The sequence below is a fragment of the Moritella sp. 5 genome, assembly GCF_018219455.1.
GTDB lineage: Bacteria > Pseudomonadota > Gammaproteobacteria > Enterobacterales > Moritellaceae > Moritella.
Map to the genome: position 1 here is coordinate 1,668,782 of NZ_CP056122.1, position 20,929 is coordinate 1,689,710.

12 protein-coding genes are annotated in these 20,929 nt (G+C 39.2%); 10 read left to right on the forward strand and 2 right to left on the reverse strand.

What is annotated here, in order from left to right; all coding sequences use genetic code 11:
- The first annotated feature begins 155 nt into the window (after positions 1–155).
- The 4 genes from HWV01_RS07560 to HWV01_RS07575 all read left to right on the forward strand — a co-directional run bounded on the left by HWV01_RS07560 (position 156) and on the right by HWV01_RS07575 (position 9,550).
- The gene (locus HWV01_RS07560; RefSeq protein WP_211674793.1) at positions 156–1,886 is read left to right on the forward strand and encodes a hypothetical protein; all 1,731 of its coding nucleotides are present in this window, start codon (positions 156–158) and stop codon (positions 1,884–1,886) included.
- A gap of 57 nt (positions 1,887–1,943) precedes the next feature.
- On the forward strand, positions 1,944–3,077 hold the full coding sequence (locus HWV01_RS07565; protein WP_211674794.1) for a hypothetical protein: 1,134 nt from the start codon (positions 1,944–1,946) through the stop codon (positions 3,075–3,077).
- A 540-nt stretch (positions 3,078–3,617) separates the two neighbouring features.
- Positions 3,618–4,748, forward strand: coding sequence for a hypothetical protein (locus HWV01_RS07570; protein ID WP_211674795.1), 1,131 nt, complete (start codon positions 3,618–3,620; stop codon positions 4,746–4,748).
- A complete protein-coding gene (locus tag HWV01_RS07575) occupies positions 4,748–9,550 on the forward strand; it encodes an OmpA family protein (protein ID WP_211674796.1) in 4,803 nt (1,600 codons plus the stop codon). The genes HWV01_RS07570 and HWV01_RS07575 overlap by 1 nt, the downstream gene beginning before the upstream one ends.
- Before the next feature lie 71 nt (positions 9,551–9,621).
- Here the strand turns inward: HWV01_RS07575 and HWV01_RS07580 are convergent, their stop codons facing one another.
- The gene (locus tag HWV01_RS07580; RefSeq protein ID WP_211674797.1) at positions 9,622–11,223 is read right to left on the reverse strand and encodes a sigma-54-dependent Fis family transcriptional regulator; all 1,602 of its coding nucleotides are present in this window, start codon (positions 11,221–11,223) and stop codon (positions 9,622–9,624) included.
- The gene (gene tssH, locus HWV01_RS07585; protein ID WP_211674798.1) at positions 11,210–13,888 is read right to left on the reverse strand and encodes a type VI secretion system ATPase TssH; all 2,679 of its coding nucleotides are present in this window, start codon (positions 13,886–13,888) and stop codon (positions 11,210–11,212) included. The genes HWV01_RS07580 and tssH overlap by 14 nt, the downstream gene beginning before the upstream one ends.
- 455 nt (positions 13,889–14,343) lie before the next feature.
- Between tssH and HWV01_RS07590 the strand changes: the two genes are divergently transcribed.
- The 6 genes from HWV01_RS07590 (at position 14,344) to HWV01_RS07615 (ending at position 20,790) form a co-directional block, all read left to right on the forward strand.
- Complete coding sequence (locus tag HWV01_RS07590; protein WP_211674799.1) at positions 14,344–14,862, forward strand: Hcp family type VI secretion system effector; 519 nt, start codon at positions 14,344–14,346, stop codon at positions 14,860–14,862.
- Positions 14,863–14,974: 112 nt separating this feature from the next.
- Entirely contained in the window at positions 14,975–17,044 is a 2,070-nt protein-coding gene (locus HWV01_RS07595; RefSeq protein WP_211674800.1) for a type VI secretion system Vgr family protein, read from the forward strand.
- Complete coding sequence (locus HWV01_RS07600) at positions 17,044–17,535, forward strand: hypothetical protein (RefSeq protein ID WP_211674801.1); 492 nt, start codon at positions 17,044–17,046, stop codon at positions 17,533–17,535. Before HWV01_RS07595 ends, HWV01_RS07600 begins: the two co-directional genes overlap by 1 nt.
- A 10-nt stretch (positions 17,536–17,545) precedes the next feature.
- Positions 17,546–18,877: a hypothetical protein gene (locus HWV01_RS07605; protein WP_211674802.1), complete on the forward strand. Its 1,332-nt coding sequence runs from the start codon at positions 17,546–17,548 to the stop codon at positions 18,875–18,877.
- Positions 18,858–19,838, forward strand: coding sequence for a DUF2169 domain-containing protein (locus HWV01_RS07610; RefSeq protein WP_211674803.1), 981 nt, complete (start codon positions 18,858–18,860; stop codon positions 19,836–19,838). Before HWV01_RS07605 ends, HWV01_RS07610 begins: the two co-directional genes overlap by 20 nt.
- Positions 19,839–19,845: 7 nt before the next feature.
- Positions 19,846–20,790, forward strand: coding sequence for a hypothetical protein (locus tag HWV01_RS07615; protein ID WP_211674804.1), 945 nt, complete (start codon positions 19,846–19,848; stop codon positions 20,788–20,790).
- The last annotated feature ends 139 nt before the right edge of the window (positions 20,791–20,929 follow it).

The following is a 20,929-nucleotide window of genomic DNA, read 5'->3' on the forward strand; positions in this document are numbered from 1 at the left end:
CTTCAAAAAATATTAACCATCGATAGTTAATATTTCTACCTTACCTATTGCTCTTCACGTTATATTTATTTAAACTCCTTGTAAACCAAATCGTTACTAAGTCTAATCAACTTAAATCACTGCAACTTATTTAATCATTAGGTTGTGGAGATACAATGCAAACGCTCTATAAATTTATACCCAGCTCCAAGTTAACCCATAAAGAGCTGGCGTTCCTGCAGCTGCCTAGTGAAGTTATTAGCCAGCTCTCGCGTGTACGCGATATTAAATCTGTGCTCAGGCCATTGCCTAGTCAATTAAGTACTTCCTTTGAGCAATCTAGTGATCCACAGATCCTAACGATAATGCAGCGGCTATTGTCAAGTGGTCAATGGATAGCCCTTGGATTGAACCCAAGAACTGTACCTATTACAGTATCCCAATTTGCCTCATTTCCAGTGATAAAGCAGCATGTCGAAAGAGTTAAAGCCACGGACAAACCCAAAGTTGTTAAAGCAAATTTCACTGCAGTAAAAGACGATGTATACCTGGCTCCGCAGACAACATATGTTCCAATCGAACCTATGCCCGAACATAAAATAGTGGTGGAGTTAGCAGGGCAAGGGCGTAGTGAACCAACCTTTCTTCGATTAAGTAAAACAGATCTTCAAAACTATAAAATAACGAAACCTCATCAAGACATTACAGCAGAACATCGTAGCTTAGCTGTTTTTAAAGGATTGGAAAAAGAACCCAAAACCTTGTATTTCGCGATACCTCTTCAAGGCCGTCCTGAGCCATTAACTTTACTGCTCGTTGACAATATAGAACCTGTTGACAAAAGCATGGAAATGGCCGAGTGGGATAATGTTTTAGTTCCTGTTTTTCCGCAATATTATGTAGGTGATGATCAAGACAAAAATAAAATAAGCCTATACGAATCAGGATATATGTATGTCCTATGGAAAAACAAAGTGTGGCGAGAGTTAAGCGTTGATCAAAAAGGCTATTTCTGTGATGTGGAATTAGAATATTACCGAAATCGACAGGCTGAAACAGTTAAAAAAACAAGGCATGTAAATATTAATTTTTTTGATGAAGATAGATATGGTCGACTTTGTTCTGATGACAAATTTGCTATCTATCAGAACGGAGATCTGGTGTTTGAAGGTGCTCTTGATGAATTTGGTTCAGCTCGAATCTTTGGCTTAACGGAAGACAAAGTAACGGCTGAATGTTACCGAGAGGATGGAGAGCATTTAGTTGTCGAGTTAGATACAGTTGAAAGTCCCTTTAAAGGAGGACTTAAAGTATTACGTGAACCAGCGGGTGTGCCGTTATCAAACATCTGGGTGCCATACAAAATTAAAGGTGAAGTGCAAACTGACCTCAACATGCTGTATAGCCAACGTCAATTAACTTTATCTGAATTGAGTAAATTAGAAAGTGAAGGAGATAGTCGTTTAGTCGATCTTAGTGGGTTAGCTGCTTACAGTGACTCACAACATTTTGACGCCGACAATACGTTGGTTTCAGAGCTAATTGCTAGCCCATTACCCGACGGCCAAAATGTAGGGTTATTGAAAGGGTTGTTGGGGACTAATACCGCTGGTGTTTATTTAAACCCGCCTGCACCGTCTATTCGGTTTACCTACATTATCGACCTTCATTGTGACCAGTCAGATGACTATTTTGAATTAAGTTGTGTTGATGATAAATGGAGTCAAAAGGTTTATTTAAGAGAAACCGAGTTTATTGACAAACATCGCAAAGAAATTGTTTTTACAGGTTGGTTACCCGAAGTCAAAAACGTTAATTTAAAACGGTACTGCGCAGGTTTTGAGTTGCATGATAAACAGGAAGCTATGTCCATTCATGCAAACATCGCAATTACTGATTTGTTGTGATTTAAATATTACGGTGATCATATTGCTTATAAGAAACCAAACAACGGAATTGTTTAAATGAAAAACCACCAAGGCCTTGCTTTTCTCTTTGGGTTGTCAATATTGTTACTGCAAGGTTGTGGTCAGCCTGCATCAGTAGCAAATAAAGCAGAAGCTAAACCTGAGCCTGTCGCAGAAGTTGTTACCGAAAAACGAGATTACGTAACCCAGCATAACTACATTAGCTATGATGACGAAAGTTACCCGTTGGGTATGCCCCAGTACAATGTTTATAAAGCTAGAGAATGGCCGCGTGAAGACTTGGACAATGCAGCGTCATACGACCAACCTCGCTTGCAGTTCTTCTGGGATAATGGCAATTCACGAAAAATGAAAAATGATACCTATGAAAAGCGTGAAAAAATCTGGAGCATGAAGCTTGATGGGACCGATTTACGCTTAGTCACAGACGATTTTATCGGAGCAAGTATAGGAACATTACGCCGTTCACCAAACAATCGTTATTTAGCTTATGCTCATCATGCTGCCGATGGTCTCTATAAAGTGTTATTTGATTTAAAAACCCAAGAGTCAATAATATTAGGAAAAGGAATGAGGTTGCCCATTTTAGTCTGGGCCGAAGACAGCAGTTACCTGTATTACTCCAATGGGCGTCGATATATTAAGTATACTCTGGCGACGAAAAAGAAAGAGGCTGTGGATATCGATTTATCACCGCAGACCGTGATATATGACGGTCTGCGTGTTGTTGTATTAGATCGTTGCGTGAATGTATACAGAGAATCCGACAATAAGAAACTTTATGGCATTGCAACTATGCAAGATAAGTCAGTCCCTAATCAAACTGCTATCTATAAAGACAAAGCTATCAGTGCTAACGGCAAATATGTATGGGTTAAAAATCGTTATAATAAAGTATTTATTGATGTCGAGAATAAGACTTGGCTTGCTGTTGATAATCAGGGCACGGATAAGTGGCAGTTTAATCATACTGGCAATATTAGTGTGAACGGAGATGAGTATCAAGAAGGATCGGGGCGAATTAGTATGTCTTCTCAGGATAAACAAGGAAATAAGCTAGCCTATACCCATTGGTCAGTTATTAACACAGGGCGTAGTGCTCGACTTTCTAATGTTTACAATGCATTTGCCAATGGTGGTCGTTTCTTTATTGAGGCTGCTAAGTCATGATTGTTGAACCATTTAAATGAAAAAGCATCAAGGTATTGTTTTGTTCTTTGGACTATCGATCTTGTTATTGCAAGGTTGATAGTCCAAAGTTGATAGTGCAGGGTTAATAGTGATGAAAAACCCATGTTATGGGGAACCAATGCCAAAGGGCGTTTGTATAGTTTAGGTGTGGGCACATCTTGTCATCAAAACGCGAATAGCCATAACACATTACGCCAAGCTGCGCCTTTATATGAACTTTGTAGGATGACGTCTTAACTATTTGTTTATTTAGTGTTTAACGCTAAAATACGCTTGAACTAAACCCTAAAATTATTTATCATTTCTGTTGTAAACCAAATCGCTTCATTAAGTCTAATCAGCTTAACATCACTGCAACTCATTTAACGGCTAGGTTATGGAGATTGCATGAACATGCACCACATATCAATACTCTGCAATCCATCCCCAATTAAAACGCGGGCGGCTTTTCTGCACGTACTGTTTAATCACGTGACTTATCAAAATAAAAGTCAAAAACTAAATAATGGAATTATTTAAATGAAAAAGCATCAAGGTATTGTTTTGCTCCTGGGGTTGTCAATGTTGTTACTGCAAGCTTGCGGTCAACCTTCACCAGCAGTGAATAAAACAGAGACTAAGCCCGAGCCTGTTGCAGAGGTCATCACCGAAAAGCGTGATTACGTGACTGAGCATAACTACATTACTTATGATGACGAAAGTCACCCATTGGGGATGCCTCAGTACAATGTTTACAAAGCCAAAGAATGGCCACGTGAAGATTTAGATAATGCAGAATCATACGACCAACCTCGCTTACAGTTCTTTTGGGATAACGGTAATTCACGAAAAATGAAAAGCGATGCCTATGAAAAGCGTGAAAAAATCTGGAGCATGAAAATTGATGGTACCGATTTACGCTTAGTCACAGACGATTTTTCAGGAACAAGTATAGGGACATTACGTCGCTCACCAAATAATCGTTATTTGGCTTATACAAACAATGCTATCGCAGGGTTTAATAAAGTTTTATTTGATTTAAAAACCCAAGAGTCAATCATACTCGGTTCAAGCTCGACACTGCCAATTTTGGTCTGGGCTGAAGACAGCAGCTATTTGTATTATTCTAACGGGCGTGAATACATTAAATATACCCTTGCAACGAAAAAGAAAGAGGCTGTTGATATTCGACTGACGCCACAAACGGTGATTTATGGCGGGAAAAGAATTGTTGTATCGGATGCCGGAGTCGCTGTGTACAGAGAGTCGGATAATAAACGACTCTATGACATTCTCACTGAAGAGGACGATACAAAAACTGTAGAAGAGCGAATTTACAGAGAGCGTGCTATCAGTGCCAACGGTAAATACGCTTGGGCTAAAAACCGTTATCATAAAGTGTTTATTGATGTTGAGAATAAGACTTGGTTTGCGGTTGATAATAAAGGTAAAGATAAATGGAAAATACACACCATGGAAAATATCAGTGTTAATGGTGATGAATATCAAGAAGGCGCGGCAAGAATTATCATGTACTCTCAAGATAAATCCGGTAATAAATTAAGTTATACAAGCTGGTCGGTCATTAAAACGGGTCGTAGTGCTCGATTATCTAATGTTTACAATGCATTCGCCAATAATGGTCGTTTTTTTACTAAGGAGGGTAAATAATGGCAACATGTGAATCACTAGTGAAAGATTTAGGTCAGCCTGTTTATTTGTTTGGGGCAATGTTTAACTCTGAATTAATACAAGGTGAAAAAACTTACTTTTCACTAAATGAAGATAAAGATCATAGTAAAAATACAGCCCTGAAAAATGTCCGGCCATTGCCTTTTATTCCGGTTGCTGTAAACATCGCAAGCAAGGCTGATAGCGATGAAAAACCCATGTTATGGGGAACCAATGCCAAAGGGCGTTTGTATAGTTTAGGTGTGGGCACATCTTGTCATTCAGAGGTGAATAGTCATGACATATTACGTCAAGCAGCGCCTCTACACAGCATATCGGGCGACTATAAACTCACATTCCCGCCGTTATCAATGCTTGTCGAGCTTGCATCATCAACAGCAAGTGTCGGTGATATATGCGGTAAATTAAAAAGTATGGCGAGTAAAATCACCAATGATGAAGGTGATGTTTATAACTCGATGACTAAGGCGATCTCTTTTGCCACATCGACACTGGATTTGTCGCAACTAGCCCCGGCTTACAGGGCTAAACCTGGTGAGTTATTAACTGAAGCAAAGCAGAACTATAATGATTGGCTCTACAGCGTAAATGATATCGGTAAACCATTAACTGGCTTTTTGGTGCCCACGTTTAATTTTTGTGGTGTTGTGTTTTCAACCCCTGAGTATAAAAATGTTAACGTCTCTTTGCTGCGATTTAATGACAAATCCGAAGACCCTGAAACATTATTGGCGCAATCAACTGCAACATTGAAAGAGGGAAAAAAGCGACCTTGTGCGTTATTACAAGTTGACCCCGAAACATTTGTCGATGGTATGTATACATTACGTATTGTATTTAATCGTCGTGAATTGGGAGAAATGCCTGCATTTTTAGATGATGTAAAAAATGTTGTAAAGGAGCGAAATGAAGAAGGTTTGTTAATGTCTGTCACTTACGAACTTCGTGAATACATCTCTTTAAGTCAAGTCGGCGCATTTGGAAAGTTAGCTGTTGTATGCGGTGACATGATCTCCCTTGAAGAATCCCTGATGAATCAATTCCCTGAATACATGACCGGATTGCAGCAGTACAAACAAGGGGAGGTAGACAAACTGGAAGCCGTGGGCAGCATAGCGGAAATGAGTGGTGCGATTTGGGAAATAGCAAAAAAATCAGGGCTTAATATTGCTGATACTGGGCTTAATATCGCGTTAGATCCTGATTCAAAAATGGATGCAATGGGAGCCCTTGCAAATACGCTCTGGTCGCAAGTCGATAAAAAAACCTTACCCGATGCCATGGTATCAGGTCTTGAATTTATGTTTGGCATATCATCGACCAAAGCGGCATTTGATGCACTGCAAGAGATCCGTACCGCAGACACGCTAAACAAAGCAAGAATGCTTGGTGCCGGTGCATTGTTTCGTAATTATATCTTAAATACCAAAAAATTCATTGAGAATGTGGGTAACCCTATTCGAAATGGTCAATATGGAGTGTTGGCTAGTCGATTACCGAGAAGTTGGTTTCTTAACGGTGTAACCGGCTGGCGTCCAGCGTTATCGTCACTCGGCTTTACAGGACTCAATGCGGTAAGTTCATTTTATGCCATGGCTGATTTAGCGGATAAAAACAAACAGCTCGAACTAGCTGAAAAGCTCACCAAAAAGCGTAAAGCAGAAGTAAATGATGTCGCTACTCATTACCTGAAACTTATTCCGGTTTGGAGCAAGCAACGCAAGTCTGGTGAAGATATATTACAAACACTATTAGATAAAGTCACTGCAGAAAAAGCAAGCAGTGACGAAAACGTCTCATTATTCCAAGATGGGCGTGGCGCAGGGCTTAAACTGCTATTTAATTTTGATGTCGGTATTGTTGAAGATAAAGGGTCCCTTGATTACCTAGAAGAACTTGCTGAAGTCATGAATGAACATCTAAATATAGAGATTGAGATCGAAGGACATACTGACCAAAACGGCACTAGTGGTTATAACTTAAAACTTTCATTCGAGCGTGCTAACACCGTTGCAAATAAATTTAAGAATATTACTAAGTTCGGAGAGCGAGTCAAGGTCGCAGCTTACGGAGAGAGCAAAGTCATTGTGCAAGCCAGTGGTGATGATATTAATCGTGATAATCCCGCGTTGAAGAATAATCGCCGTGTTGAAGTCCGTATTTATGTATCAGAGTTAGCATTACGTTTACCGCCAAGTCGCAGTGGATTTCGAGCAATGGAGTTGACTCGACTTAGTGAAATGACCGCGCTTAACAGTGAACAGGCATTGGAAAGAGAGTTAGCGCTTGCTTTGTTTGAAAGTGCTGTTGGCGTTAGCTGTTTTATCCCAGGCCTTGCTGTTGGAGCAAAAGGGGTCTTGCTGGTAAAAGAAAGTACCGGTTTGATTAAATCCGCGAGTCAGGTATTAGATGCGACGTTATTGGATTATTACTTTAAGCAATCTAACGACAGAATGAGTAAAATAAACAGTCTAGATAAACTTGCTCTACAAAGTAAGATGATGTTGCGAGAACTCAGTGAGATTGATGAGCAACTTGGAGAACACGATTTTTCTACAGTCAAAGATTTAAGTGAGCATCTTAGTAGTTCTAATGTTGCAAAAGAACTCATTAAGCGTTACAAAATGCGTGCATTAGCATTAAATGGTTTATTCGTTTTAATTGCTAAATGTGCGCGGGATAAGAACATTGCTAAATATGATATAGAAGGCTATATCAAAACCTATATTGACAATGATGCTTGGATATTACATAGCTATAACGTTGATAGCTTAGCCACTGTGTGGGAGCAGCAGCTATTGTCCGACAGGATGAAAAAAGCATATGAAGCTATGTACCCTGTTAAAAAAGGTAGCAATTTTATATCTGGTTACTCGACGGTTGAACCTAAATATACAGATTATAAAAATTACGGTATTGAGTATACAAGTACAAAAGGGGCTTTTAATCGGGCTTTCCCAGTTCAAAATAAACTGTTTAAGCAAGATAAAACAGATGGGCTATATAGTTTAGTTAAACATATGCATCCTTTTGAACGTGTCGTTAAGCATGAGGAAATTGGTTTTATACGTTTGTTAGTTGCAGAACCCCATGATTTAGAACCTTATGGTTCGGAGCATTGGGTTACTTATGCGAACTGGTTTAAGCAAAGAACAGCTGCAGGAAAAGTTGCAAGGTTATCGCCATTCCATCGAATGAAATGGCAGCTTGTACTGTGGAAAAGTGATCAAGATGATTTAAATCAGCAAATATTCCAGGCTAATATTGGCTACCGCCGAGAGTTATTTGGGTTTGATGTTGGCGGACCTAAATTCAACACATTATTCCACCCGATGGCATTGACTGATTTTTCTGTCGATTGTGATAATGAGCTAGCGGATTTTTTTAATAATGAGCATAATAATCCAGATATTAGCGACGATGAGCAAGAGGCGCGCTTAGTTGCCACAGAGTTTGAGCCATTTTATTATTGGGGTGATGACATGATTAAGGGGGTTAAACCTTTAGTTGGAGAATCTGAACTGAATAATTATTGGCAGGCTGCAAACCAAATTTGGCTTACTGATACGATAAAATATTTATTTTCGGATAAAGAAAAACTATTGGCAATGTATACTGCTGAAGGCGGATTTAGACAAATGGAATATGCTTTTAGCCTAATCGGTAAAACATATAATATTGACTTATCAACAAACCATATGCCAGCAACAGTAGCAAATGCGAAGGTTACTCAAGCTGCTACATCGTCACTACCTGTTGGATTACATGGCGAACATCGTCATCAACTTATGTTGGCAAGTGGCTTTGGAAAAATGCCGCGCACTGTTTGTGAAAGTGATTTACTGATCCCTGAATTCGTCACTGAAGCTGAAGTGAAGAAAGGTTCGGTAAAAAATATCATTGAAAATCCAGCTGCATGTTATCTCGCAATTACGAGTAACAGCCAGATAAAATTTATTCCTAAAATGGGCTTGGGTGATTCAATATATCCAGTATTACCCGAATCTGCATTTACTTGGTCGACAGCTTCCCCATTTAAAATTTCAGCTTTATTTATTAGTAAAACGCATAATAAGTCTTATTACGAAGATACCGGAAAAGATTGGCGTCGAGTACAAACCTCGCTAGGGCTACATATTGGCGGTTTTGATTCGATAATGATGAATTCAGATAAATCAAAAATGCAACAAGGGCCAAGTTATCAAGCTTATATGCGTTATTTGGGTGTATTGAAGAAAGATGCCAAATGGAGACTCGAAAAAGATGAGAAAACGACTAAGCTGAGTGACTTTGTGACGCAAAGTTTAATTAAATTGAATGACAAGAATGATTTATCAGGCAAGACTGCATATGTTGTTTATGAAGTTGAGTTTGATCTCGATTATGTTTCGCTGTCAGGGAATAAAGTGAAAGGATTAAGGCCGTTTGGTAAGATCCTAAATACGTTTGGTGATCCAGTTAGTGTAAAAGAAAATGCATATAAGTATTCGCTTTTGAACATATCTCATATCACTCAAACAGGTAGCGCGACTAATACCGCGTTACTATCCGATTACCAAGTGCGATTGTCAGAAAACGGCAAGTTCATGCCAGCACCATTTTCAGAGATGGGTAAAGCTGGAAACCATAATGTGGGTAAAGACTCGGCTGTCATCTGGAATGCGCTATCATTAAAGGAGCAAGAAAGTAGGCTGATTGACTGGATCACTGACCCGATAAAGGCGAAAACGGTAGAACCATTACCTCAAGCGTTAAAGACGATGGTTTCTACTACGTTATAGTCCCCATACGCCGTAGCATACTAAGTCTGCGGTGCTGATGTTTTGTAACTGAGGCTAGCAGCGTAGCGTGCCTAACACGCTGCGCTGATGTCATACTTCTTCATCTTGTGGCTAAGCGTGCTTACAGGTAAGCCCAGTTCGTCTGCGACACGCTTGGTTTGCCAATTGTAAGAGTTGAGATATTTGAGTAACACCTCACGTTCATAATTACCCACTACTTCTTTTAATGATGTCGATGCATCGACGGCAACGTGCTCAAATTCCGCATGAACAATATTGTCTGAATCGAATGATTGTGGTGCTATTTCATCATTAATTTCGATATGATCAATAATATCGAAGTCAGAAAGCAATACCGCCCGTTCAACGATATTACGTAACTCTCGAACATTACCTGGATATGCGTATTGGGTAAGCTGTTTACGTACACGTGGACTCATTACTGGTGAATGCGCAAGTGTTAGCTGCTTGCTCATTAAGGTGATGAAGTGCTCTGCTAGAGGTAAAATATCTTTGGTGCGCTCGCGTAATGGTGGTAGCGTAACGGGGAATACATTTAAGCGATAAAACAGATCTGCTCGGAATCTATTTTGCTTAATCTGTTCCATCAAATTACAGTGTGTTGCTGCAATGACCCTAACATCGATGTGAACTTCTTTGGTACTCCCGATCGGGCGTAAGGTTCGTTCTTGTAAAATACGTAATAGTTTAGCTTGTAACAATAATGGCATATCACCAATTTCATCTAAGAAAAGAGTGCCGCCATTTGCTGCTTCAAATAAGCCTATTTTATCTTTATCCGCCCCAGTAAATGCGCCTTTTTTGTGACCGAATAATTCTGACTCTAACAATTGCTCTGGAATCGCAGCACAGTTTTGTATAATAAACGGTTGCGAAGCGCGGGTGGAGTTCTCGTGGATATATTTAGCGACAACTTCTTTACCTGTGCCGGTTTCACCGCGTAGCAAAACATCGACCGGAAGGCTAAGGATACGCTGTAAGCGAGACAGTACCTGCTGCATTTCATCACTTTCTGCAATAGGGCCCGAGTGGTCATTGGTTTTACGTTGTTTAAGCTGCTTGTTTTCTTTTAGTAGCGCTTTGTTATCTTCAGACAAGAGGTTGATTGTTGCATTGTATTGCTCTAACAGTACTGCTTGATGAATACTTGCCCCTGCTAATTGAGTGAACGAGGTTAAACTTTGTTCGTCATCAATCACTTGCATATCCAATAACACAAGTAAGCCAACGGTTTGCTTTTGGCTATTAATTAAAGGCCATGCCAATAGGTTTTGACTTTGCTGCCTTGTTATAAGCTCTACCTCATAAATATGGCTGCAATTGTATCCGTTATATTGGTATAACTCATTCACCAAAACAACTTCACCTGTTTGTAATGCATAGCTAAAAGGGTCGTTGTCTTGCAAAGCATTTAAGGTGAGTGGCTGCCAAGCATGGTCGGTTTGAGTCTTGCCCTCGTTGTGTACGGCGGTTGGCATTAATGATTTTTTGGTTTGATCTAAAACATAGATAATACCATGTTTTGCCATTGTTAACTGACGTGCAGCAACCAAAATAGCGTCGAGTGTTGACGCTAATTGGCTGCGATCAGCCAAAGACTGGCTGATCGCAAAGAGTGCATTGTTCAGTTCCTTCGTATTAGCTGAAGGCATACTGGATGATTCCTTGTTCGTCGACATTCACAGTCACTTTAGAATCATTTTCATTTTTACCGTGAGCAAGTAATTGATTTGATAGTTGTGGTAGTAATTGTCTATTTATCACAGCATCAATATTACGCGCCCCTGTTTCAGCTAAACGGCAGTTACCCAACACAAACTCAACAAGATCATTATCATAATCCAAGGTCAGTTTATGATGACTTTCTAAACGTTTAGAGACTGTATTTAATTTGTGATTAATGATATCTGTCATCGCTTTATCTGTTAATGGCAGATAAGGCAACACATTCATACGTGCTAATAGCGCAGGTTTAAAATGATTATTTAACGTTGGTCGAATTGCTTCGGCAATGGTCCCTACTTGGATATCGGCTGACTGTTGAACCAACGAGACAATTTCGTGGGTAGCGAGATTACTTGTCATTAAAATAAGCGTGTTTTTGAAATCAATAGTGCGGCCTTCACCATCATTTAATGTGCCTTTATCAAACACTTGATAGAAGAGGTTAAGCACTTCAGGGTCTGCTTTTTCAACTTCATCCAGCAATATGACAGAGTAGGGACGTTGACGAACCGCTTCGGTTAACATGCCTCCCTCACCGTAACCTACATAACCAGGAGGTGAGCCAATTAAACGTGATACGGTGTGTTTCTCTTGGAATTCAGACATGTTAATTGTTGTCATGAAACGTTCGCCACCAAACATTTGATCTGCGATAGCTCTGGCTGTTTCTGTTTTACCTACACCACTTGGACCAACAAGCAAGAATACACCCGTTGGCGCGTCTGGATTCACAAGCCCCGCTTTCGCTGTTTGGATACCTTCTGCAAGTGCTGAAATAGCATGCGCTTGCCCTTTGATCGTTTCGGTTAATACCGATTCTAAATTTAACGTCGTTGCCGATTCATCTTGCAACATCTTACCCATTGGAATACCAGTCCAATCGGATATGACAAGGCTAATTTCATCAGGACCTACTTCAAAATGGACGAGTGGCTGTTTACCACGGCATTGATCAAGTTGTTCCTGTAACGCTTGGATAGCAATACGAACCTCTTGTTCGTTTAGTGATGCTTTATCAGTATTTTCTGTATCTGTATCTGTATCTGTATCTGTATCTGTATTCTGGCGATCTGCCGCTGGCGTTGTTAGCACATGCAAATGTTTGCGTAGTGCTAACATGTCAAGAATCAACGTTTTTTCTTTTTGCCATTGCAGATCGAGCGTTTCGAGTTCGGCTTGTGCATCAGCAATTAATTGTTCTAATGCAGGGATCGTAGCGAGACGATGTTTGTCACCCGTTTGTTGCAGCTGGTCACGTTTTAAGGCAGATAACTCGCGTTCAGCAGCCGCAATTTTTTGTTGTAGCGTTTCAATTGGTGCGGGAATCGAATTAAGGCTGATGTTAACACGAGCGCAAGCTGTATCTATAATATCAATGGCTTTATCGGGTAGCTGTCTACCTGTTATATAGCGATCAGATAAGGTTGCTGCAGCCATGATGGCATCGTCTCTTACATATACATTATGTGATTTTTCATAAATCGGACGTAAGCCGCGAATGATGAGTGCAGCTTCTTCAGGCGATGGTTCTTCAAGTTTTACCAGTTGAAAACGACGTGCAAGGGCCGGATCTTTCTCGAAGTATTTCTTGTATTCTGACCAGGTCGTTGCTGCAATGGTCTTCACTTCGCCACGTGCAAGCGCTGGTTTTAATAAGTTCGCTGCATCACTACCACCTGCTTGATTGCCACCACCAACGAGGGTATGGGCTTCATCAATAAACAAAATAATAGGGGTAGGAGAGCGCTTAACTTCATCTAATACAGCATTTAAGCGTTTTTCAAATTCACCTTTAACGCTTGCACCTGCTTGTAACAGACCCATATCAAGGCCGTATAACTCTACGCCTTTAAGAATGTCGGGTACGTCACCTTGCACGATTTTTAGGGCTAAGCCTTCAACGACGGCAGTCTTACCAACACCTGGTTCACCAACTGCTATCGGATTGTTTTTGCGGCGACGAGCCAAAATATCAATGATTTGGCGAATTTCTTTATCACGGCAGAATACCGGGTCGATTTCACCTTTACGTGCTTTACCGGTAAAGTCCGTCGTAAATTTACTTAAGGCAGAGCCTTCTTCTCTTGCTGACTCTTGCTCTGTACTTTCACGTTGAGATTCTATTGAATTGGTTGTTAACGCAGTAAAGTTACGCTTGATATCTTCAGTATTTATTGATTCGAATAATGAAGCATAACCATGCTGACCATAACGCAGAGGGTTACTGACCAGTGTGAGTAATAATCCACCTGTTCGGATTTGTGTCTGCGACAGATCCAGTGAAGATACTAACCATGTCTCTTGTAACCATTCAATTAACAGAGCTGAGAATACAGGCTTACCACCGTATCCTTTGCTTGAATTATCTAATGAAGATTTAATCGATTGACGCAATAAATGTTCAGAACAATCGTATTGATTAAGTAATAAATCAAAATCGCTGTTTGGTCTTTCTAATAGGCTTAATAAGTAATGCTCGATCTGAATTTCGGCGGATTGCTCAGAAACTGCTAACGCAGCAGCATCTTCTAATGCTGTTTTTGCTATAGGGTGCAAACGCTGTATTAATGAAGATAGGTTTATATTTATCATGTGTTAATAGCTTAGCCTAGTTGTTTGATTTGATTGCTATTATACGTAAAAAATAAAATCGCGTTTTAAGGGGAGGGGTTTTTGGCTCGTTTACTAGTTAGAATGCAGGTCTATTAATTCAATATGAATGTAAAATCTACCCTTGTTTAGTTAAAACGATGTTTTATCGCTCATAATGCCCATAATGCTATTCGTAAGGCATTATTTTAAATATGTTTTTTTGTTAGTTTGGGTTATCACAATAAATTGTTAGCATTCACAATAAGTTGTTGTTTAAACGTTAAGTATATTATTGAACTCATACCTTGTTTTGTTTTAAGTTGTTGTTTATAGGTTCCTTTATTTTAATTTTTCGAGTTGGCATAGCTTTTGCTTGTATACCGGTATCGCAGTGATTAGCGATTTGGTCACGATAACTTAATCCACTAAATATTAAATAAAACAAGGAAATACGAATGCCAACTCCAGCTTATATGTCTATCAACGGTGAAACTCAAGGTCATATTACTAAAGATGCATACTCTGCAGATTCTGTCGGTAACACATGGCAAGAAGCACATATTAACGAATTCTTAGTACAAGAACTTGATCACGTATTAACAGTGCCAAGAGACCCACAAAGTGGTCAACCAACGGGCCAACGTGTTCATCGTCCTGTTATTGTAACGAAACAACAAGACCGTTGCTCTCCATTGCTTTTCAATTCACTGGTAAGTGGTGAAAAACTACCTGAGTGTTACATCAACTTTTACCGTACGTCTATCCAAGGTAAGCAAGAGCATTACTATACAATTAAATTGATTGATGCGTTGATTGTTGATATTGATACTCGTATGGCGCATTGTCAAGATGATGCAACATCAACGCGTGTTGTTGAAGAAGTATTGCAATTAACTTACCGTGCAATCGAAGTAACACACGAAATATGTGGTACTGCTGGTAACGATGATTGGCGTGCACCTCGCGAAGCTTAATTTTAGCTTTGCTGATAGATGGGGACCTTGTTGTCCCCATCTATACTTCGATTTATTCCCCCATAATTAATCTACTTATTTTTAGACGTTTTATTTGCATCAGGTGAAAGATATGGTTCGATTTGAATTTAAAGTAAATGACTGCGATCTTGAATTTAAAGTTGAAAGCTTTAACGTTACAGAAGAAATATCAAAACCGTTTCATATTCATCTATCATTACTTTCAACTGATGCTGATATACCATTTGATACCTTGATACGGCAGCCTGCGTTATTGAGTCTATATGGACAAGGTGAAGATGTATCGAAACAATTTCATGGCGTGGTCAGTGAAGTTCGCTATCTTGGTTCAGGCAAGAGCGTTAGTCGGTATCAAGTGATTTTAGCCCCGCAGTTTTGGTTTTTATCGCAACGTCAAGATTGCCGTATATTCCAAGAAATGGCGGTTACAGATATTATTGATGAAGTACTTAGCAAAGCGAGTATCAGTGATTATCGATTAGAACTGTCATCAACTTATGCATCTCAAGATTATATTTTACAGTATCGAGAGTCAGACAGTGTGTTCTTACAGCGATTAATGGCTGAATATGGCATTTGGTATTATTTTGAGCACACCGAAGAGATGCATACTATGGTGATTGTTGATAGTAATGATGCCATTGTAGAGTTAGTTTCTGATAATAATAACAGTTCTTACGAAGGGGCTATACCATTTAAATCTGATAGCGGTGGTAATGCTGACCGTGAACATATTCTTAATTTAGAAAGTATTAATAGAGTTAAAACAGGGGCTGTTGTTCAACGTGATTATAATTATATTCACCCTAATACCCCGTTAGAAATGGGTAGCACTGCTGCGCTAAATGATGATCTAATTAGTTTTGACTATCCTGGCCGCTATAATAATCCGGATTCGGGTCAGAAAAAAGTCTCGGAACATGTTGCCGAGTACGTTGTAGATAGTGAACAGATAGAGTGTACAAGTAATGTTATGCGCTTAGCCTCTGGGTATAGCATTAATATAGAGAATCACCCTCGAACAACATTAAATCGAGATTTTACCATTTTAAGGGTGAGTCATAATGGCTACAACCCTCAGGCACATGAAAAAGAAAGTAGTGGCCTTCCGACTACTTACGATAACAGTTTTGTTTGTATTCCTCGTGATGTCGAGTACCAAGCGCCTAAAATGCCATCTCCTGTCGTTGATGGTCCACAAACGGCTGTTGTTGTCGGTCCTGCAAATGAAGAGATATATACCGATAAACTTGGTCGAATAAAGGTTCAGTTTCATTGGGACCGTTATGGCGAAAACGATGAAAACGCAGGTTGCTGGATCCGAATTGGACAAACAATGGCTGGTGCTAATTGGGGGGCTGTTTGTGTTCCTCGCATAGGTCATGAAGTGATCGTCACGTTTCTTGATGGTGATCCTGATCGTCCGCTCGTAACTGGGGCTGTTTATAATAGTTTGAATTTACCACCTTACGGCTTGCCTGAGAATAAAACGAAAACAACTTTCAGAACACAAACCCATAAAGGGACGGGCTTTAATGAGTTAAGTTTTGAAGACGAAGCCAATCAAGAAGAGGTGTATATCAGAGCGCAGAAAGATATGTCGACATTGGTTCAAAATAACCGGTTCAGAGATATTACAAATGATGAGTTTCTAAAGGTTGGACGACATCAAACTAACGAAATTAAAGGTGATCATAATGAAACCATTGATGGGTATAAAACGACAACTGTAAATAGCACCTTTACTGAAACCGTTGAGCAAGATGTTACGGTGAAATATAACGCAAATGAAACACAGTCAGTTTCAAAGAATGTGGCTATTGATATCGGTGAAAATAGAACAACTAAAATTATTAAAAATGATGATGTAGACATAGGTTCAAACTATAACTTAACTGTTGGTGCGTCACGTGCTGTCGATATTTCGGCTGACGATTTACAAACTGTGGGTGGTAATTTAACCGTATCTGTTACGGGGAATAATTCTTATAAAGCAGATGGTGCAACGCAAATTGTCAGTGCAGATAAAATTGTGTTCAAAACAGGGGGATCTCAGTTGGTGATGAACAGTGATGGATCGATTAAAATATCTGGTTCTTCTATTATGATTGAAGGCAGCGATAAAGTTGTGATTAAAGGCGGAAAAGTGGCGGTTAATTAATGAAAAATAAACAAGTTGATTCATTTGATATGCTGTCAAGCGAGTATGCCGAGGCACAACCAAGTGCCATCTTGGCCCGCTTTGGTCATGTGCTAGCAATACAAGAGTCGATGGACACTGTACGTGTTGATTTTGACGGTAATCCGTATTCTCAAGGGTTAACTGCAAAATTGGGGCGTTTGTTCACCTCGCAAGAGCTTAACTTGGCGATAGAAAACAAATTGACATGCAGAGTTGAATTTGTCGGTGGCGATATTAATTTACCTGTCGTTACCGATATTTTCTTTTCATTAGTGAAGGGAAATGGAGAGTTAAAGTTAAAGGCAAGTTCTATTATTATCGAAGCTGAGCAAGAGCTAACGCTAAAAAGTGGTTGTACTTCTAGTACATATAGTGGACGCGATGGGCGGCTGACTAGTTCTGCAAAATATATCACGACCCAAGCAGAAAAAGCCCAACAAATTCGAGGTTCAACAATATCAATTAATTAGATGATTTATAATGAATAAATTACAGAAAATTATTAACAGCGAAAACAACCTTCAGAGGTTAGATGACAAACATCTAGATTCATTGCGCCTAGAGCTTAGTAATGCAGTCGCCCTTGTAACCAGTATAGACACTTCACAATCTCGTTTTTGTATCGATAAGTCGACACTGGCTGCAGAAACAGCTTCTTTCTATCTCAAGCAGCGCCAAAATATATTCAATTCTGGTTTTCCTTCTGCCCAATTACCTTATTTAACATTAGTGACTCAAAAATTAACGCAGTTAAATAATGTATTTATCGAGTTATATAAAATCGATGTGGGGTATATTTATTTTCTCAAGGATTCGTATCCTGACGTTGCTCTATGGGCACTCTTATCTATTGGTTTAGAAAAAATAGACAATAGATCTAGTTTTTTTGCGATTAGTATTGCTGATGCGTTAAGTGAGACATCATGGAAAAGTATCGCAAGTTTATCTGATAGTGAGGGATTTTGTGCTGCATCACGCATATTGATTCAGTCAAGCTCAATACGCTCATCTTTGTTGTTCGACACGTTACAGTTACGCGGGGAGTTATCATCGAAATTTGCGATGACATTGCTAAGCTTAGATTGCACTATTGATGAAGAGATTATGCATCGATATCTAGTGACTCAAAATCTTCCATCAAGCTGTGATTGGATGGTTCAACAACCTGTTACACCTAGTAATGTATTTGAACATTTATTGTCTCGTCCAGATAGACGTGAGTGGTTTAGAACTCAATATGACCCAAATTTTACTGTGGATGAACTGGCGATATTTGGTGATATTTTGGGTGTTTCAGAATACACACACAGTGCTTTTGAGCCTAGTTGTTCGATAGCTACAGTACGATTTGCTTTAAAAGGCGATAGTCGCGATGTTAATCAGGTTATCGCTATGCTAAGCGAGATAAATGAAGATACAGGTGAATCTTGGATCGTTGCACTATATGTCATTTTTGGTACTCAGTTACCTGTATTACCAAGTCAAATTGGGACTGATATTGATTACTCAGTTGCTGTCAAAGAGATTCAAACGTGGTGGGGAGAACGAAGTGAAATTGTATTTTCATTTTGGCGTTCTGGAGATCTACAAAACTTTGATAATAGCTTAAATTTATTAGCAAGTGTTGAAGTTACTGCGAATTTAAGAATGTGGATATGGAAAGAATTATGCGTTATATGTAGAGGGTATTTCCCTTGGAACTCATTAGTTAAGGCCGAGCGTCAATATTCTGTATTAAGTAAAATGAGAAGTAATTGTGTTGCAAAGGAACGGTATAACGTGAGGGAAAAAAATGCAGTTGTGGGATATTGAAACAGAATTAGTTTATCCAGTAAGTGGGCGCTTTCAACGTGATCACGATGGCTTGGAAGTGTGGGTTGCAACATTAAAAAAACGTTGGGTCTTAGATGGTACAGTTTGGGATGAAGACGCTAATAATTTACATATCTTAGATAATCCTCTTTATTTGGGGGAGCCTGGTTTATCTCCCGTCATATCTGATCATGACTTTGCTATTCATAAAAATAATACTGACATTGTTATTAACGGAAAAGCTAAAACATTTAAAAAATCACCTTGTGCAGAACATATTTGCCGTTTATTTGTTGAAGGGCATATAGATAAGCAAATTAAAGTTGTTGGTGACCGAGAGTGGGTTGTTCAATCGGGGAGTATTATTCCCTCAATACCATCGACATTTATAGTAAGAGATATTGATTATACCCATGCTGTTGGAGGTACTGATGAGCGTAATCGTATTGGTTGTGGTGTCGGCAAAAATATGAGCGAACTGCAGGCTCAACAGGTACCCTCGGTATTTAATATTTCTGAGAACTGGAATTTAAACCCGAAAAAAATGGCCGTTGTTGGCTTTGGTAGTTTACCCACATTTTTTCAACAACGTTATCGCTTAGCGGGTTCATTTGACGATACTTGGTTTAATCATCGGCGGCCGCTTTTACCAATGGATTTTGATCTGGCATTTTATCAATCGGCACCGGTTGATCAACAATGTTCGGGTTTTTTGAACGGAGGGGAACGGATTAATCTTTCTGGTTTTAACCATGATGGCGTAGTTATGTTTACGCTTCCAAAAGAAAATTATGAAGCAGAAGTCAAATATTCAGATAATACCAAGGAGACAAAGAAATTGGATTTACATACACTGTTTTTTGATACTGAGGATAACTCTGTGAGTGCCACATTCTCTGCATCATTTCCTTGTCAAGGTCGTGAACATATGCTCGTTTTAACTCGGTTTAATAAACGATAGGATATATATGACTGATAGAAAAGATATTTTCATTCTAAATTCTGATGCTGTGTTGCCTACAGGTATGAACTTACCATTAGCGGTTGCTTTAGCTAGGGCAGACCTTGGCCGGTTTGATACTAAGAAAGATGAATATGATGGGGTGAATAAAACCATCGGACATATGGATTTTATTCAGGAAAGTAAGCCATCTGAGCGTGTTTTTTCAGTATTGGAGTTATTATTAAACAGTTTGCTCAACAAATTACATCGTTCGCTGAAACCCTTACCATTACTCTTATCGTTACCACATAGTATATCAAAGGAAATGTTTGATAGCTGGTTTGATAGTAGTCCTTATACGGTGTTCATTTCTCGAGTCAGTTTACACCATAAAAATGGCTGCGAATTTATTGAAACAATGTTAGGTGAAATGAAACATTGTGATGCGATTATATCAATTTCGCTGGACAATCCAGCCGCAGATTTTGATTATTATGCAGAGAATAAAGCATTGTTTTCATCCACATATCCATGGGGAGTAATTCCGAGTGAAGGGGCTGCTGGTGTTGTTCTTGTTAAGGCTAATTTATTGAGTACATTAAAATTAACCGCAGAGTCTAAAATTGTAGATTATCGTGTCGATTATGATAATAAGGATAGGCGCGGTTGTTCACGTTTAGTGAAAGCCTGCAGTAATAAAACGAATAATCTAGGTAAGATTTATAGTGATATGACGAGTTCACGATCGCATTCTGAAAACTATGGTTTTGCGGTAGGAGCCAGAAGTGAATACTTTATTGAACCGGATAATATTACACAAGTGAATGAACTTTGGGGCTACCTAAGAAATGCTTCTGCGTTGGTATGTCTTACGCTAGCCAATCGTGAAATTTCAACCGAATTAAGTACGACTTTGTTCTTATTTAATCATGAAGAAGAGTGCGCTATTTTAAGGTTGTCATTAGAATAATCCAATTAGTCTCTTTTTTACTACAAATCATAATGGTTATTATGATGTTTTTCATAGTCGGAATAACTAATACCCCAGTCAAAAGGCTTGTTTTTTTTAATGCTATTGAAATGAAAGGTTAAAGTAAACTAGTATTGCT